This window comes from Aliikangiella aequoris (genome assembly GCF_053709105.1).
The window spans coordinates 3,249,889-3,267,299 of record NZ_CM132298.1 but is presented as its reverse complement, the minus strand read 5'-3'; the positions used below and the strand labels follow the sequence as shown (position 1 = coordinate 3,267,299).

The window sequence follows — 17,411 nt, the reverse complement described above, 5'->3', positions numbered from 1 at the left end:
TCTAATCGGTGTACTATGGATTCTCTTGACTAGGAGAGTCTAAACCAACGCCAACCACTTCTCCGGTTGGTTGTTCACCTTGCACAATGATAATTTCTACTCTGCGATTTGCGGCGCGACCGTCTCTTGTTGTGTTATCGGCGATGGGCTTAGTGTCTGCATAACCGGTAATGACAAAGCGGTTTCTATCGAGTGCTCCACTTTTTAATAGCTCTCTTGTAACCGATGCTGCTCGGCCGCCAGAAAGCTCCCAATTAGAACGAAAATATTCGTTATCAATTGGTAAGTTATCGGTATGTCCTGCGACTCTAATTTCACCTTTGGTGTCCTGTAAAATAGTCTCTATTTTGCGGATCACCGGAACAAACTCTTCTTCTATGGTATCTGAGGCTGACGCAAAAGAGCCTTTTTCTCTTATGCGAATAACCACATAAGCACCTTTGGCGATTAGCTCGACTTGGCCGTCGATAATTTCCATGGATAAGGCCTCTGCAATTGATTGAGCTAGTGCTTCGGCTTCTTCTTGTTGCTTGGCTAAACGCGCAGCTTTCTCTTCGGCAGTTTCACTTTCGAGTTGTTGCCCAGCACCTTGCTGGCTTTGTGCGCCGTCACCTTGATTTTCTTTTTCACCATCGCCATCTTCAGCAGAGTCTTCGCTTGCTTCGTCGAATTCGAGGGTTTCTTTAGTAACATCAACGGTTTGCTGCATGACCGATTCTATAATGGTGGGCTGAGGCTTGCCCGGCGAAAATTCTCTTGCAATGATGCTAGTTCCTTTGGGAATATCTTTTACATCAACTTTATTCTGCACTCCAAAAGCAAACTTCATAGAGCCTGCAATTTGCTTAAACTTTAATACGTCCATCTCTGAAAACGAAAGTAGCAAAACAAAAAAGCACATAAGTAGTGCCATGAGATCGGCAAAGGTTCCCATGTAGGCGGGGAGACCCTCCGGGGGACAGTCACACTCTTCTAAATCACTCATTGCTTGTGGCTCAACCTATTCTTCTGCGGTAGGGCGTTTGCCCTCAGCTAAATAGCCATGCAACACTTGCTCGATGACACGAGGGTTTTGACCAGCTTGGATACCGAGCAGGCCATCAATAATTAGATTTTTAGCGGTTTTTTCTTCTTCATCTCTAATTTTTAATTTATCAGAAATTGGTATGCCCACCATATTGGCCATTATGGCGCCATACAAAGTTGTTAATAATGCTACCGCCATTGCTGGTCCAATTGATTTAGGATCGTCCATATTCGACAGCATGGCAACTAAGCCAACGAGTGTACCAATCATGCCCATCGCAGGCGCAATATCTGCCATTGATTTAAAAATTCCTGCTCCAGCGACATGACGCGCAGATGCCATTTTGACTTCTTTTTCTAAAATATTCCGTACCACTTCACCGTCGTGACCATCCACGAGTAGGCCAATACCCTTTTTCATAAAAGGATCATTAATCTCAGCGCCCTCTAATGCGAGCAAACCACTTTTGCGCGCCATGTCGGCAAGCTCTACGATGCTTTCAATTAATTCATCGCAATTTGGTGATTTAAAGGTTAATACTTTCATCCCAGAGCCGGCTGCACCAAGAAAATCACCCAGAGAATATTTCATCATGACGACAAAGTGAGTGCCTACTACCACAATTAATATAGAAGGTACATCTATAAAGGTGAGAATGCTTCCGCCAAGAACCATTGCCATGACGACCATGGCGATTGCGCCGAGTAACCCAACGAGTGTTGCTATGTCCAACTTTAAAAGCTCCTTTGCTTTCAATCGGTTGCGATGTGCAGAGTTTCGCAACTTAATCTTTTGTTTTGCTTACTTCAAGATTAGTCAAGTTTCCTGACAATTCCAGTCTTGCAACAAAATTATGTTTTTAAAGCGCTTATTATTTCTTTCAATGACGAAATGCGCGACAATATCGCCCTTTTTACAAGTTAGAGACTGTCATGGCAACGAAAAAAGTATCTTTTGAAGCACAGCTTGAGTCATTAGAGACTATAGTGGAGAGCTTAGAGAAAGGTGATCTTCCGCTAGAAGAGTCACTAGCTCAGTTCGAAAAAGGCGTTAAATTGACACGGGAGTGCCAGAAATTGCTCGATAGCGCGCAGCAAAAAGTCACTATCCTGTCGCAAACTGACGATCAATTAGAGCCTTTTGATAAAGACTAAATTATGCCACATCAAGAATTTCTCACTCAGGTTCAGGCGCACACTAAGGAGCTGCTTGAACAGCACTTGCCTAGTGAAAGCATTGCGCCTGTGCGCCTACATCAAGCGATGCGTTATTCGGCTTTAAACCCCGGTAAAAGACTGCGTCCTGCATTAGTATACGCCACGGGTTACATGCTAGGAGCGAGCAATCAACAGCTTGACATACCGGCTATTGCGGTGGAGTTAATTCATGCTTATTCACTTATTCATGATGATTTACCTTGCATGGATGATGATGACTTAAGGCGTGGCATTCCTACTTGCCACATTGCTTTTGATGAGGCGACTGCGGTATTAGCTGGTGATGCTTTGCAAACACTAGCGTTTGAATTGCTTGCTGCCAGCCCAAAGCTAGCGGTGTCGCCAGAGGTAAGGCTGCAAATGTTAGCCAAAGTTTCACGGGCGAGTGGCTCATTGGGAATGGGGGGTGGACAGGCCATTGACCTTGAAATGACCGACAGACCGGCAGACCTGAAGACTTTAGAGTCGATGCACAGTATGAAAACCGGGGCGTTGATAAACGTTTCCGTTTTAATGGGCTATTTAGCTAGCGACGTAAGAGATGCTCATGTGCTGCAACAATTACAAGTTTATAGTGAAAGTTTAGGGCTAGCGTTCCAAATTCGAGACGACATTTTAGACATAGAAAGCGATACTCAAACCTTAGGCAAACCACAAGGATCCGATGTCGCAAAAAACAAATCCACCTTTCCTGCATTGCTAGGGTTAGCTGGAGCCAAACAAAAAGCCGAGGATTTAGTGGAAAAAGCCCTAAGTGCCTTGCATGAGTTACCCTATAACAGCGATAATCTGGCCGCGTTTGCAAAATATATCGTTCAGAGACGCTTTTAATCTAATATTTTAGGATTATGTTGTTAGTTAGACAGGTCCGAACCGAACAGAAGTTAAACAATATGCTGTGTAACCCTGAAAAATACCCTAACTTAGCGCTAATTGATACGCCTGCAGAACTCCGCGCCTTGCCGCGAGAAATACTGAGTGAAGTGTGTACTGAATTGCGCGAGTTTTTAATCGACTCGACAAGCCAATGCGGTGGACATTTTGCAGCAGGGCTAGGTACGGTCGAGTTAACCGTGGTATTGCACTATTTGTTTAATACGCCTAGCGATAAAATTATTTGGGATGTGGGTCATCAAGCTTATCCACACAAAGTACTTACGGGACGTAAAGAAGAATTAATTTCAATTCGCCAAACAGACGGCTTGCATCCTTTCCCATCACGTTTTGAAAGTGAGTACGATGCTTTTGGGGTTGGCCATTCAAGTACGTCGATAAGTGCTGCGTTAGGAATGGCGGTTGCGGCTAAAGCTCGCGGCGACGAGCGACGTTTTGTTGCCGTGATAGGCGATGGCGCCATGACCGCAGGTATGGCATTTGAAGCGCTTAACCACGCTGCTGACCTAGACGTGAACCTTACCGTGATTTTAAATGACAATGATATGTCAATTTCAGAAAATGTTGGCGGCTTAAACAATTATTTGGCAAAAGTATTATCGGGTAAGTTTTATTCAAGTATTAAAGAAGGCGGTAAAAAAGTTTTACAAAACATGCCAACTATTTCTGAATGGGCGCACCGCGTTGAAGAGCATATGAAAGGCATGGTGTTGCCTGGTACTTTATTTGAAGAGTTAGGCTTTAATTATATTGGGCCAATCGATGGACATAATTTGCCAACTTTACTAACCACCATAGAGAATATTAAAGCGCTCTCGGGCCCTCAGCTATTACATGTTGTTACCCGCAAAGGTAAAGGGTTTGAGCCCGCAGAAAAAGATCCTATTGCTTATCATGCTGTTCCAGTATTTAACCCTAAAGAAACGGAACTGCCGCGCAGTAAAAAGAAAATGACCTTCTCAAATGTCTTTGGGCAATGGTTATGTGATATGGCTGCGGTAGACGAAAAGCTGATGGGGATCACGCCAGCGATGCGCGAAGGCTCTGATTTAGTCGCTTTTTCGCGGGCTTATAGAGAGCGTTATTTTGATGTTGGTATTGCCGAACAGCATGCAGTTACCTTAGCTGCGGGTATTGCTTGTGAAGGCGCTAAACCGGTTTGTGCGATTTATAGTTCTTTTTTACAGCGGGGCTATGATCAATTAATTCATGATGTTGCATTACAAAATTTAGACGTACTGTTTGCGATTGATCGCGGTGGTCTAGTTGGCGGAGATGGTGCTACCCACCATGGCACTTTCGATTTAAGTTTTCTTCGCTGTATTCCCAATATGATAGTGATGACACCGAGCGATGAAAAAGAATGTCGATTAATGCTGTCTACCGGCTATCAGTTTAAAGGACCTGCCGCGGTAAGGTATCCCAGAGGGGCTGGTATTGGGCAAGAGCCTGGTAGTGACCTAGACGTAATCGAAATGGGTAAGGGGCGAGTCCGCCGTGAGGGTAAGAAAGTGGCTATTCTGGCATTTGGAAGCCTTTTACAAACGGCACTGCAAGCTGCTCAAGTTATCGATGCAACTGTAGTCGATATGCGTTTTGTAAAACCACTTGATAAAGACTTAATTAAACAGCTCGCCGCTAATCATGAACGTTTTGTTACGTTAGAAGAAAATGCCGTTATGGGAGGCGCGGGTAGTGCCGTGTTAGAGTTTTTAGCGCAGCAGCAAATCGTAAAGCCTGTCCTTACTTTAGGTATACCGGACAAATTTATAGAACATGGTGACCCAGCCGATTTATTAAGACGTTGCGGGCTTGATAAAGAAGGTATTTTAAAAGCAATTCAGGGTGCCTAATTGCTTTAGAAACTTAGCAATTCGTTTAAAATAGCTAAGCATTACAATAATCTAAGCAAAGCCGCTGATACTAGCGGCTTTTTTGTTTTTTCAGCTAGTTTATGGTTAATTATAAAGTCATGCGCTCAAAATTGACTAAGTCTTAGTTGATAGTATTCTCCGCCTTGGTTAAAGTGCAGTAATCATTTCAAGTGGTCTTTTTATTAAATAAAATAAGCGAGTTTCCTAATGGATCTTAATTTAAAAAATAAACATGCATTAGTTTGTGGTAGTTCTCAAGGTATGGGTAAGGCAATTGCTATTCAGTTAGCTAAAATGGGAGCTAATGTAACCCTGTTTGCGCGTAACTTAGACAAACTTAAGCAAGTAAAATCAGAATTAGCAAATGATGGTAGCCAAACCCACTATGCAATCTGTGCAGACTTTTCTGATACTGAGGCCACTGGGCGAGCACTCGACGAGCAACTTACCCTAGTACCTGAATATCAAATATTGGTTAATAACACGGGCGGCCCTGCTCCCGGTCCAGCCAACAGCGCAGAGCCTGCAGCATTTATTGCAGCCTTCAATCAGCACCTAATTAATAATCATCAGCTTGCACAAAAATTATTAGCTGGCATGAAAAAAAGTGGCTATGGCAGAATTATTAATGTTATTTCAACTAGTGTGAAACAACCTTTGCCTAATTTAGGCGTTTCCAACACAGTGCGCGGCGCGGTAGCAAGTTGGGCAAAAACTATGGCGAATGAGCTTGGCCAGTTTAATATAACGGTAAATAATGTGTTGCCGGGCGCGACTAATACGGTGCGTTTAGAAGCGATAATTAAAAATAAAGCCGAAAAGTTAGGGCTGAGCATTGAAGAAATGGAAGCAGAAGAAAAAGCAATCATTCCTATGCGACGTTTTGGCGAAGCGGAAGAATTTGCTAATGCCGTTGCTTTTTTAGCCTCTCCTGCGGCAAGTTATATTACAGGCACTAGCTTACCAGTTGATGGCGGTAGAACGAGCGCATTATAAAAAGCCTGCAAATAATTTTAATTGATTAACACTCAGTGTTGAGAAAAAGTTATGTCGAAAAGTGAAAGTAAAGCGGTTAATAAGTCGTCAGTTGATTTAATAAAAATAGAAAATTATATCAATGGACAGCTCATCGCGCCGCTTGGTGAAGGCTATATGGATAATGTAGAACCGGCGACTGGTTTGGTTTATTCAAAAATTCCCTTGTCTAATGAAACTGATTTAGAAGTCGCAGTTAAAGCAGCTAAAAATGCCTTTCCAAGTTGGTCGGCAATGCCGGCGGAAGAACGCTCGCGATTATTAATAAAACTAGCGGATGCTATCGAAGCAGCAAGTGATGAGCTTGCCAAAGCTGAAGCCATTGATAATGGCAAGCCAATAGGTTTTGCTAAAGCTGTAGACTGTTATCGAAGTGCGGCGAATATCCGTTTTTTCGCAAACGCAGCCACGCAATTTGCCAGCGAGTCACATGCAATGGGTGAAGTTGGGGTTAATTACACCCTGCGTGATCCTATTGGTATTGTGGGTTGTATTTCTCCATGGAATTTACCGCTCTACTTGTTTACATGGAAAATCGCGCCGGCATTGGCGACCGGTAACTGTGTCGTCGCAAAGCCATCAGAAATTACTCCAATGACGGCATACTTATTTTCTAAGCTTTGTATTCAGGTAGGAATTCCTGCCGGAGTTATTAATATTTTACATGGTACAGGTCCGCAAATAGGCGAGCCTTTAGTGAAACACCCTGCAATTAAAGCCATTAGCTTTACCGGAGGGAGCGCAACCGGCAAACGAATTGCCGCAATTACGGCTCCCATGTTAAAGAAGACCTCGCTGGAGTTAGGTGGAAAAAATCCTACCTTAGTTTTTGATGATTGTGAATTTGATGAAACTGTAAGTGAAGTTGCACGGGCGGCATTTAGTAACCAAGGTCAAATTTGCTTGTGTGGGTCACGTATTTATATTCAAGCAACTATTTATGAAAAATTTAAAGCCGCTTTAATTGCTAAAATTGCAAAGCTGCGCATTGGTGATCCGCTTGAGGAGCAAACTCAGCATGGTGCTTTAGTGTCAAAAGCGCATATGGAGAAAGTATTAACCTATATTGAGATTGCAAAAGATGAAGGCGGGAAAATTTTACTTGGTGGTAATCAAGTGACGCTAGCCGGAAGGTGTGAACAAGGTTTCTTTGTCGAGCCGACTATTATTGAAGGCTTGCCTCTTGAGTGTAGAACCAACCAAGAAGAAATTTTTGGTCCGGTTGTTACGCTGCAACCATTTGCCACAGAGGAAGAAGCCGTTGCGTTAGCTAATGGAACTGAATACGGATTAGCTGCTTCAGTGTGGAGTAGCAATATTAAACGCTGCCATAAAATATCTAAACAATTAGAGTTTGGTATTGTGTGGTTAAATTGTTGGTTGCTACGCGACTTGCGAACGCCTTTTGGTGGAGTTAAATCATCTGGAGTTGGGCGAGAAGGTGGTGTTGAGGCAATGCGCTTTTTTACTGAGTCGAAAAATGTATGCATCAAGTATTAAATCTTTTATGTGGGCGATGCGATAAACATGCTGAGTGAGTTTGTTTTATTGAGTATTGCTCACTTGTTTGCAGTTGCCAGCCCTGGAGCTGATTTTGCGGTTGTTTTAAAAAACACTTTAACCAGTGGACGCCGAGCGGGTATTTTTTGCGCGATAGGTGTAGGAAGCGGCATTTCTATTCACCTTATTTATACTTTCTTGGGTGTTGCACTTATTTTATCGCAGTCGCCGCATTGGTTTTTCGTTATTAAGATGATTGGTGCGGGCTATTTACTTTGGCTTGCTGTTCAGCTGTTTTTATCAAGAGCCACAGACGCGACCCACAACAAGCCGTTAGGCCAAACGAAAGTAAGCCATTCAAAAGCTTTTCAACAAGGGTTTCTGACGAATGTGTTTAACCCCAAAGTCACCTTGTTTTTTCTGGTTTTATTTACCAGCATTGTGGACGTAACAACACCGCTTATTTGGCAAGCGCTTTATGGCGCATGGTTAGTACTTTATACCATTTTTTGGTTTTGCTTAGTGGCTTGGTTTTTTTCTCGAGCCAAAATATTAGATTGGTATCAAACTCACGGACACTATTTTGACTGGCTAATGGGAGGCTTTTTGTTGTTGCTTGCCGCAAAGCTTTTATTATTTTAAATCAGCAGTAAAACACCAAGGAATAAGCCCAATGATATCGCAATCAATGCAAGACTGGCTCGCTAAAATATTTATTTGGGTAGAGCTGATTTTAGTTATCGTGTTTCTATTGTTGTTGGTTACTATTGTTATTTTATATATAAGCGATCGTCTACAAACTCGGCACGCGCTAAAAAGAAATTATCCCGTTATCGGTCGCTTTCGTTATTTATTTGAACACTTAGGTGAGTTTTTTCGGCAATATTTTTTTGCAATGGATCGAGAAGAACTTCCATTTAATCGCGCGCAAAGAAGTTGGGTATACCGCGCTGCTAAAAACATTGATAATACGGTTGCTTTTGGTTCAACCAGAGATATCCGTAAAGTAGGTAATATTTTATTTGTTAACTGCGCTTACCCAACTTTAAGCAAAGACGCGGTCGAGTCACAATCTAAAACTGTCGGTGAGAACTGTCAGCACCCTTGGACCACGCAAGCCTTTTTTGGGGTGTCAGCAATGAGCTATGGCGCTATTTCTAAACCCGCAGTGCAAGCCTTGTCTAAAGGGGCGGCAATGGCGGGAACTTGGTTAAATACTGGTGAAGGGGGAATATCTCCTTATCATCTAGAAGGCGGAGCGGATCTTATTTTTCAAATCGGTACGGCAAAATACGGCGTTAGAGACCAACAAGGAAATCTTGATGATAACAAACTGGTTCAAGTAGCCGCTCACCAACAAGTTAAAGCGATTGAGTTAAAATTATCCCAAGGTGCCAAGCCAGGTAAAGGTGGCATTTTACCCGGAGGTAAAGTCACCTCAGAGATTGCTAAAATTCGCGCAATTCCAGAAGGTGAAGACTCGATTAGTCCAAACCGTCACCCAGAAATAAATAATAATAAAGACTTACTCAAAGTTTTAAACCATATGCGTGACCTTACTGGTAAGCCAGTAGGATTTAAAGCCGTCTTAGGAGATGAAGTTTGGCTAGACGAATTGTTTACCGAAATTAATGCTCAGGGTAAACACAAAGCACCTGATTTTATTACGTTAGATAGTGCCAATGGTGGTACTGGTGCTGCACCCATGACTTTAATGGATGATGTTGGCTTAACAATTCAAGAAACGCTACCTATGCTTATTAACCGTTTACAAAATCACGGTCTGCGAGAGCGCATTAAAGTTTTTGTTTCTGGAAAAATGATTAATCCTGCTGATGTTGCATGGGCATTGTGCGTTGGAGCAGATTTTGTCAATTGTGCTCGTGGATTTATGTTTGCATTAGGCTGTATTCAAGCAATGCAGTGCAATAAAAATACTTGCCCTACCGGCGTAACCACTCATGATAAAAAGCTCCAAAGAGGCTTGGTGGTAACTGAAAAGTCACAGCGAGTAGCGCACTATGCTAAAAATATGAGTTATGCAGTTGGTGTTATTGCTCATTCATGTGGGGTTAAAAGCCCGCGCGAGCTTGCTCCTAAACACGCTCGCATTGTAATGAATGACGGTTTAACGATTCCAATTTCGCAGTTCTATAAAGACAGCCCCAATCAATCGGTTTAAGATTGCTCGCCAAACCTATCTAGCCCAGTTAAAACTAACTGGGTGACGTTCACGCTCATTATTTATTTAGTTGTCATAAAACCGTCAAAACCTGGGTGTAATCTTGCCTTCAATTACTTAGCAACTAATTATCAAATAACCTAAGTCAGCTTGAAATTGAGGTGTATCTAATGAAAAACCGTAATTACTGGAGCAATCAGCTATTTAAAGACAGTAAAAAATTACCTTATGGCTTTGCACGTTCAGGCGTGTTTACCCAAAGAGAAAGTCAGTTGCTGGAACGACATGGCTGTTTATTAAAAGCCTTAGTTGAAGAAAAAGTATTTAACCCCAATGAAACCGATTTAGCCATTGCAAAAGCGATTAGAGAAGGGCGCTTCGAGTTTAACGAATTAACGCAAGTCTGGCATAAATACATTACCTATAATCGACGTTTAATTTCAATAGGTAGTGGTTGGAGTGAGCGTAACGAATCAAGGTTAGAGCGGTGCTTGAGCGTGGCCATGAATGACGCCAACAGTGGCGTGCCTATACTTGATGTTGAAGATGAGTTTGAACCCGAGGAAGTTATTTTAAAAGCTGGATAAAGCCGCTTTGTAGCAAGTTTTTGTTAGTTTGTTGTTATCTCTTTGCCAATTATTTATATTCAATTTTATTGATATAATAGGTTGTTTGGCCTTTAGGAAGGTTGATGGTGACTTCATCATCAACCTGTTTTTTTAACAATGCTCGCGCTAACGGCGAGTCGATTGAAATGTATTCTTTTTGATAGTCAAACTCGTCTGAACCAACTAAGCGGTGTGAAATTAGATTACCTTCTGCATCCTCTAAGGTCACCCATGCGCCAAAAAATACCCGGCTTTTATCCGTGGGTAAATGTTCTATAACTTGCATTTCTGCGGTTCTTTTTTGTAAGTAACGAATACGCCGGTCCATTTCTCGCAATTGCTTCTTACGGTAGATATATTCTGCGTTTTCACTTCTATCCCCTTCGGCAGCAGCAGCGGTAATAGCGCGAGTCACTTCTGGTCGTTTATTTTTCCACAAGTCCGCAAGCTCATTTCTTAGCCGAGTGGCACCTGCTTCGGTAATTAAATTTGAACGTTGCATCATTTGGGTTACCATGGTTTAAAAATATAGGCAGGAATTCTAAAGTGATTTCTGCTAAACATCATTGATTTTTTTAGTGGCTTAATAGCTAAATATTATCAATGTATTCGTTTTATTTATGCACCTGAGTGCTACTAAATTTGCTACTATATAGTTATTTTAAAAGTATATACGTTGCTTTGGCCAGCGTAACACTCATGATAGTAAATTTATTTTTACTAATTTAGCACTATTCACAATAGAAAACCCTAGGGTTCTGCTATTTTACTGGTAAGGTTATTCACAGCGTGCAATTATCCAACTCTGCATTATTAAAAACGACTTCTTATATCAATGGCCAGTGGCTTTCTGCTGAGTCTACTTTTGCGGTTACTAACCCTGCTAATCGTGACACGATTGCGATGGTTAATGAAGTTTCTTCGAGTCAAGTTGAGGCGGCGATTAATAGTGCTCAACAAGCATTGTCAGGCTGGCAAAAACTTACTGTGGATGAACGATCTAGCTTGCTACAAAATTGGTTTGATTTAATCGTAGATAACAAATATGACTTAGCTCAAATTATGACCGCAGAGCAAGGTAAACCGTTAAAAGAAAGCCAAGGTGAAATTATTTATGGTGCCAGATATATTCAGTGGTACTTGGAAGAAGCAAGGCGAACTAATGGTGAAGTTCTACCGGTAAATCAGCAAGGGCGCAGGGCGATGGTGTTGCGCCGCCCTATCGGAGTTGTTTCTGCGATTACTCCGTGGAATTTTCCTTCGGCGATGATTTTACGCAAAGCTGCGCCTGCGCTTGCTGCGGGTTGTACCTTTATTGTTAAGCCGTCTGAACTAACTCCGCTTTCTGCTTTAGCGTTAGCCGAATTAGCCCATCAAGCGGGTATTCCAAATGGCGTATTTAATGTTGTCGTGGGTAGTCAAGCTCAACCGATTGGTGAGCTTTTAACGACTCACCCTAGCGTCAATAAGTTTAGTTTTACCGGTTCTACTGCCGTGGGTAAAAAATTATTACACCAATGCGCTTCAACGGTTAAAAAGACTTCGATGGAGCTTGGTGGAAATGCGCCTTTTATTGCCTTTGCCGATGCCGACATGCCAGCTTTAATCAAGGGAGTAATGGGAAGCAAGTTTAGAAATGCTGGGCAAACTTGCGTTTGTGCCAACCGCATTTTTGTGGAAAGAGAAATTCACGATGAATTTGTTGCGGCACTGAGCAAAGCGGTTAACGAATTGGTTGTAGCAGAAGGTACTCAGCAAGATACTACCATAGGCCCATTAATCGAAGATAAAGCGATTGAAAAAGTTGAGCGGCTAGTGGCCAGCGCGATGGAGCAAGGCGCAAAACTCGTGTTAGGTGGCAAAAGGCAGCTGCAAGATAGTTTGTTTTACCTACCCACCATATTGACTCAAGTTACTCCGCAAATGGAGATATTTAATACTGAAATTTTTGGGCCAGTTGCAGCTATTATACCTTTTGACAGTGAGCAAGAAGTTATTAAATTAGCTAACCAAACTGAGTACGGTTTATGCTCTTATGTTTTTACTCAAAATATGAACCGTATGTGGCGTCTGTCAGAGCAGTTAGAGTTTGGCATGGTTGGAATTAATGAAGGTGTTTTGTCTAACCCTGCTGCGCCTTTTGGTGGAATTAAAGAGTCAGGGATGGGGCGCGAAGGAGGGCATTGGGGAATTGAGAGTTATCTTGAAACTCGTTACGTTTGTATTGGTGGAGTAGAGTAACGTAAAGTACAGAGGCTTTTAAGCCTTTTTTGGAGCTTGTTGAATTTGGTTTTGTTTTCGTAAACAGGTAAATAAAAGTGACAAAAAAGACGAGTGAATTAATCACTAACCGTCCGATAAATGTCGCCTTTCTGTTTTTCATTTTTATGGTAAACGACGCCAAATTCTGTGAGTGAAAAATCATGGCTACTCAGAGTAACCAAAGAAAAGGCTTCGGCAGTTCCCTTTTTTAACATTAGGTGATGTTGCGCCGGAGTGCCTTGTAACCAAGCCCAAGTGTTACCTACTTTGGCGATGTTAAAACTGCGGCCGTTTAGCAAATTAACTTCGGTTAATTCAGAGTCGATGATCTCAATAGGTTCAGCCCCAGCGTAAAGTTTGCCTCGTTGGTCTTGCCATAAAGTATCCTGCAGATGCTGCGCGTATCGAATATATTTCCATTTTTCGTTGGCTTGAGTTAATTCACCGCTAGATAAATCATAATAGTGCACATGCCAGCGCTGGTCGGTGTGTGTACTAAAGGCCAATTGGGTATTGTTCTTGAGTGACATACCTCGGATTTCAGTCTGAGGAATATTGAGACGCTGCATAGCACCTGTTTGCGCATCAATTCTATGAATTTCATTCAGGGTTAACGCCAACAAAAATGTACCATCGTACGACCAGAGTAAATCTACGTAGTGGCGACTGTGGTTAAGACTGGTCAGTAGTTTGGCTGCTTGGTCTCGCTCTTTAATCCAAATTTCTTCGCTACCGGAAGCAATGCTGATAAAGGCAAAGCGCTGACCATCTGGGCTTTGGCGCGCCAAAAAATCATTGACTGTACTGTTGGCGATCGCGTATTCATTTTCGGTCTCAAAGCGATAAAAATAAGCATCGCGGTTTGAGTCTGTTGCTGGGAAAAGATAGTCCTTACCATTGCTATGGCGCGTGGGGGCTAGCACATGCAGTCCGCCAGAATAAACCACTTGCACATCGCCGCCGTGTTGGTCATAGCTCAGCAGTTGGTAAGCAGGATGATCGCCCATTAACACTATGCGTTCACCACTGTGATCCCATATTCCACAGCAGATATAGGCATCTTGCTTAAACAGTAATTCGAGTTGGTCTGTGTTTAAATCTAACGCGTAGAAGCCTTCCCACTGTTGGGCATCAGGCGATGAAATCAGTAATTTATTCTCGGTAGGGTGCAAATTAAACTGACTATTGCCGCCGAGATAAAGCTCAGGTTGAGCAACTCGACGTTTATTACCGGTTGTGAGGTTGAGTTCAAAAATTGAGTAGGGCGAATGGGTGTCAGGGGTTTCGCTAAACACCAAACGAGTTTCATCGTGGCTGAATATAATTTCTCCATAACTGCCAGCGGGGCAACTATAAATAAGCTCAGGAGGGCCTAGATTCAGTCCCTTGATTTCGCGGATAAAATATTGGCAAGATTCTTTGGTGGTAACTAGGTAAACGATTTTTGTACCGGCGCTATTCCAGGAAGCAGGCCCAATCCAAACGTCTGGGCCTTCGCCATGACTGAGCTCGACTGTGCGCCCGTCTGTTAAAGACTTAAACCACATATGAAGTTTGCCATCTTTAAACTCTCCGTAAGAAATAATGCTTCCATCAGGCGAAATGCGAGGCATAGCTTCTTGACCTGCAGAGCGTGTCAACGCTTTGACTTGAGTGATGGTTGGCTGCCTAGCCTCGGGACTCCATACTTGTTGGAAAGTCAACATAACTGCCAACAACAGTAATATAACTACCATTAGGTTCCTAGGATTGTCTAAGGCTTTGCTCAAGTTAGCTTGAGCTTGATGAGATATGGTCGAAGTTGGCTGCTGCACTGGCTGTTGATAAGGTTTTACATTCGCGATAAAGCGGTAACCTTTTTTCGGAAAAGTCGCGATAAAGCGTGGCTGCTTAGAATCATCGTCTAATACCTTGCGCAATTTAGTGACTACTTTGCTGACGGCATTGTCGGTGATAACCCGCCCCTGCCACACATTATCGATTAATTGGTCGCGACTAATGATTTGATCCGGATGCTGGCAAAAGTACGCCAGTAATTCCACCACCATAGGTTCTAGCTGGGTACTTGTACCATCTATGGTTAGTGTTTGCTGTTGATCACAAAAAAAATAATCTTCAATGCGCCAGCGCATGATTGAATTGCCTAACTTCTTAGAATTGGCCTCATGATCGCATATTTAATGGGCTTGGTCATCAAAAGTCACAACAATTCACTTTGATTTCACGACTTATTCATTGGCTATTTTTACGATGTGTCATCACTTAAACACTCATTAGGAAAAGGTACATGGAAACCATCAAACTTAAACCACAAGCTCGATTTTGGGGGCTTATAATCTTGCTGTTCACTTGCTTTGTTGATTCAAATGCCGAAACACTTGAAACTGCAAAACTGGCAACACCATTTACACTCCACAAAGCCAAAGTGAAAGATAGCTCGGAAGTAGAAGCGTTAATGCAATCAAAGCAACTGCAACAAGAGTTGCTGCTGCTGGCCGAACAGTTAGCAAAGCGTGAATTAGCTGACATTACAGATGAGCAAAGGATCAGTCTGAATTCAATGCTTGGGCATTATAATCGGGTAAATAGGATCATTACCCAGCAGTCCAATCCGCTAAGCTTTATGCATTTTAGCGTGCATGCCAAAGCGCACTTAGCGGTTAATCATCATAAAGCGCTAAAGCTCGATAATCAGATACAAACTATTTTGCAGCAGGAACTGGGCGCTCTTAGCGATGAGCAGTATTACAAAGCCAGTTACGTGTTCGGATGGTCACTTCCTATGGGTATCGATTATATGAAATATCTATTTAGTCATTATAAAGAGCTGCCAGCGCTTAGCGAGAGTCAGGCATTAAATCTAATTCGTAACTATCAATTGTATAAAGTTTATGAGAGTCTACTTCCGGTTAGTGAGTCAATTTTAATGGCTCAGCAGCAACTGCGTTTTATTATTACGGCTGATGCTTTAATCAAAACACCTGAGGGCATTACCTTATCTGCAATCGTAGTGCGCCAACGTGGACAAAAAGAGCCACGACCTAGCGCTTTTCAATTCACAATTTATTCGAATGAAAAATGGAATATCCAAACTGCCATTCACGCTGCGGCGCATGGTTATGTGGGCGTGATCGCTGATACGCGCGGTAAACGTCTCAGCCCTGATGAAATAGTGCCATGGGAGCACGATGGCAAAGATGCCACTGCCGTCATCGATTGGATTTCTAAGCAGCCATGGAGCGATGGTCGTGTAGTCATGTATGGTGGTAGTTATTTAGGTTTTACCCAATGGGCCGCAGCTAAATATATGCATCCGGCACTGCAAGCTATTGCACCTTATGTGGCAGCGAATCCAGTGATGGGCTTACCAATTGAAAACAATATCTTTATCACCCCTAATTACCAATGGGCATTCCATGTTACCAATAATAAAACAATGGATCAGTCGGTTTACAGCGACTGGAAACATTGGGATAAGGCTTTTACTGAGTTATTTGAGAGTGGACGCGCTTTTCGCGATATCGATAAAGTCGAGGGCACGCCGAACCCTTGGTTCCAAAAGTGGCTGAACCACCCAAGCTACGATGAATACTATCAGGCCATGTTGCCTTATGGTGAGGACTACAAGAAAATTGATATTCCAGTGTTGAATATCACTGGCTATTTTGATGGCGCCAGCATTACCGCGCTTGATTTTCTGAAACGTCACTACCAAGCCAGACCCAACGCAGAGCATTACCTTGTTATTGGCCCCTATAACCATAGCACTGCGCAATCGACACCCCGCGAATTTCATAGCAACTACAAGCTTGATCAAGTAGCGCTCAGTCATGATGCGCAAGAAATCACCTTTGAATGGTTCGATCATCTATTGTATGGGAAAGCTAAGCCCGCTTTACTGAAAGACAAAATTAACTACCAACTGATGGGCAGCAACACTTGGCAACATGCGCCCTCATTTGAGTTACTGAATCAACAGGGAATTACTTTTCACCTTGGTGCAGCACAGGATGACAATGGTCGCCTTGCTTTGTTCTCTGGTGCGCCAGATAGTAATAGTTACGTTCAACAAGTGGTCGATCTTGGCGACAGAAATGAGCGTCGTAATGAGCATAGCTGGCAGGTGATCCAAGATAAACTGCAAGACCCAAATGGCTTGATATTTATCACCGAGCCTTTTGACCAGCCGCAAGAGTTATCCGGCGCAATGACCGGCCACTTTTCCATAGCCATAAATAAAAAAGACGTTGATCTTGGCTTTAAACTGTATGAAGTAATGCAGGATGGTAAGGCATTTCAACTTACGCGTTATATCAGTCGAGCAAGCTACGCCAAGGATATGAGCAAACGCGAACTATTGATTCCCGGCCAAAAGACTCAAATTCCAATTATTAATAGCCGTATCAATGGAAAATTGATTATGAAAGGCAGCCGTTTAGCACTGGTACTTAATGTTAATAAAAATCCTGGCGCACAGGTAAACATGGGAACAGGCAAAGACGTGAGTGATGAAACTATTGCCGATGCCGGTGAACCGCTCAAAATTAAGTGGTTCAGCGACAGTCAAATAAAGATCCCGCTAAAACCGTGGCGTGAAACTAATGCCACCTTAGCTAAATATAAAAAATCGCTTTAAAGCAGTAATATAAATAAGCGACAGGGAAGTCTCTTTTTTCTTACAAGTTTTCGAGCAAACTTCTCAGCTACTCGAATAATTACGCTAAGCATGAATTAGGGTATTGCAAGTAATAACACTTGAGTTGTTATTTGGCTGGATTTTTTACTAAAGAATAAGTTAATAAAACTTTGCAA

General features: G+C 42.6%; 14 protein-coding genes. 10 read left to right on the top strand and 4 right to left on the bottom strand.

Features of this window, described 5'->3' with window-relative positions; genetic code table 11:
* Positions 1-13: 13 nt before the first annotated feature.
* Together ACUR5C_RS14185 and pomA are read right to left on the bottom strand one after the other, a co-directional pair.
* Positions 14-985: a flagellar motor protein MotB gene (locus tag ACUR5C_RS14185; RefSeq protein ID WP_454465827.1), complete on the bottom strand. Its 972-nt coding sequence runs from the start codon at positions 983-985 to the stop codon at positions 14-16.
* A gap of 15 nt (positions 986-1,000) precedes the next feature.
* A complete protein-coding gene (pomA, locus tag ACUR5C_RS14180) occupies positions 1,001-1,759 on the bottom strand; it encodes a flagellar motor protein PomA (protein ID WP_454465826.1) in 759 nt (252 codons plus the stop codon).
* A 200-nt stretch (positions 1,760-1,959) separates the two neighbouring features.
* Here pomA and ACUR5C_RS14175 point away from each other — a divergent pair, with 200 nt between their 5' ends.
* The 8 genes from ACUR5C_RS14175 to maoP all read left to right on the top strand — a co-directional run bounded on the left by ACUR5C_RS14175 (position 1,960) and on the right by maoP (position 10,316).
* A complete protein-coding gene (locus ACUR5C_RS14175) occupies positions 1,960-2,181 on the top strand; it encodes an exodeoxyribonuclease VII small subunit (RefSeq protein WP_454465825.1) in 222 nt (73 codons plus the stop codon).
* A gap of 3 nt (positions 2,182-2,184) precedes the next feature.
* Entirely contained in the window at positions 2,185-3,075 is an 891-nt protein-coding gene (gene ispA / locus ACUR5C_RS14170) for a (2E,6E)-farnesyl diphosphate synthase (protein ID WP_454465824.1), read from the top strand.
* 62 nt (positions 3,076-3,137) lie between these two features.
* Complete coding sequence (gene dxs, locus ACUR5C_RS14165; protein WP_454465823.1) at positions 3,138-4,991, top strand: 1-deoxy-D-xylulose-5-phosphate synthase; 1,854 nt, start codon at positions 3,138-3,140, stop codon at positions 4,989-4,991.
* A gap of 228 nt (positions 4,992-5,219) precedes the next feature.
* Complete coding sequence (locus tag ACUR5C_RS14160) at positions 5,220-6,008, top strand: SDR family oxidoreductase (protein ID WP_454465822.1); 789 nt, start codon at positions 5,220-5,222, stop codon at positions 6,006-6,008.
* A gap of 51 nt (positions 6,009-6,059) precedes the next feature.
* Complete coding sequence (locus ACUR5C_RS14155) at positions 6,060-7,547, top strand: aldehyde dehydrogenase (protein ID WP_454465821.1); 1,488 nt, start codon at positions 6,060-6,062, stop codon at positions 7,545-7,547.
* A gap of 27 nt (positions 7,548-7,574) precedes the next feature.
* Complete coding sequence (locus ACUR5C_RS14150) at positions 7,575-8,189, top strand: LysE family translocator (protein ID WP_454465820.1); 615 nt, start codon at positions 7,575-7,577, stop codon at positions 8,187-8,189.
* A 31-nt stretch (positions 8,190-8,220) separates the two neighbouring features.
* Positions 8,221-9,729 (top strand): FMN-binding glutamate synthase family protein, encoded by a 1,509-nt coding sequence (locus ACUR5C_RS14145; RefSeq protein ID WP_454465819.1) that lies wholly within the window; start codon positions 8,221-8,223, stop codon positions 9,727-9,729.
* Positions 9,730-9,899: 170 nt separating this feature from the next.
* Positions 9,900-10,316 (top strand): DUF413 domain-containing protein, encoded by a 417-nt coding sequence (maoP, locus tag ACUR5C_RS14140; RefSeq protein ID WP_454465818.1) that lies wholly within the window; start codon positions 9,900-9,902, stop codon positions 10,314-10,316.
* A gap of 49 nt (positions 10,317-10,365) precedes the next feature.
* Here maoP and greB read toward each other — a convergent pair whose 3' ends face one another.
* A complete protein-coding gene (gene greB, locus ACUR5C_RS14135) occupies positions 10,366-10,842 on the bottom strand; it encodes a transcription elongation factor GreB (RefSeq protein WP_454465817.1) in 477 nt (158 codons plus the stop codon).
* A gap of 284 nt (positions 10,843-11,126) precedes the next feature.
* Here greB and ACUR5C_RS14130 point away from each other — a divergent pair, with 284 nt between their 5' ends.
* Positions 11,127-12,578: an NAD-dependent succinate-semialdehyde dehydrogenase gene (locus ACUR5C_RS14130; protein ID WP_454465816.1), complete on the top strand. Its 1,452-nt coding sequence runs from the start codon at positions 11,127-11,129 to the stop codon at positions 12,576-12,578.
* A gap of 98 nt (positions 12,579-12,676) precedes the next feature.
* Here ACUR5C_RS14130 and ACUR5C_RS14125 read toward each other — a convergent pair whose 3' ends face one another.
* Positions 12,677-14,731 carry a winged helix-turn-helix domain-containing protein gene (locus ACUR5C_RS14125; RefSeq protein ID WP_454465815.1) on the bottom strand — a complete coding sequence of 685 codons (2,055 nt, stop codon included), beginning with the start codon at positions 14,729-14,731 and terminating at the stop codon, positions 12,677-12,679.
* A gap of 155 nt (positions 14,732-14,886) precedes the next feature.
* Between ACUR5C_RS14125 and ACUR5C_RS14120 the strand changes: the two genes are divergently transcribed.
* Positions 14,887-17,235 carry a CocE/NonD family hydrolase gene (locus ACUR5C_RS14120; RefSeq protein WP_454465814.1) on the top strand — a complete coding sequence of 783 codons (2,349 nt, stop codon included), beginning with the start codon at positions 14,887-14,889 and terminating at the stop codon, positions 17,233-17,235.
* Positions 17,236-17,411: the final 176 nt, after the last annotated feature.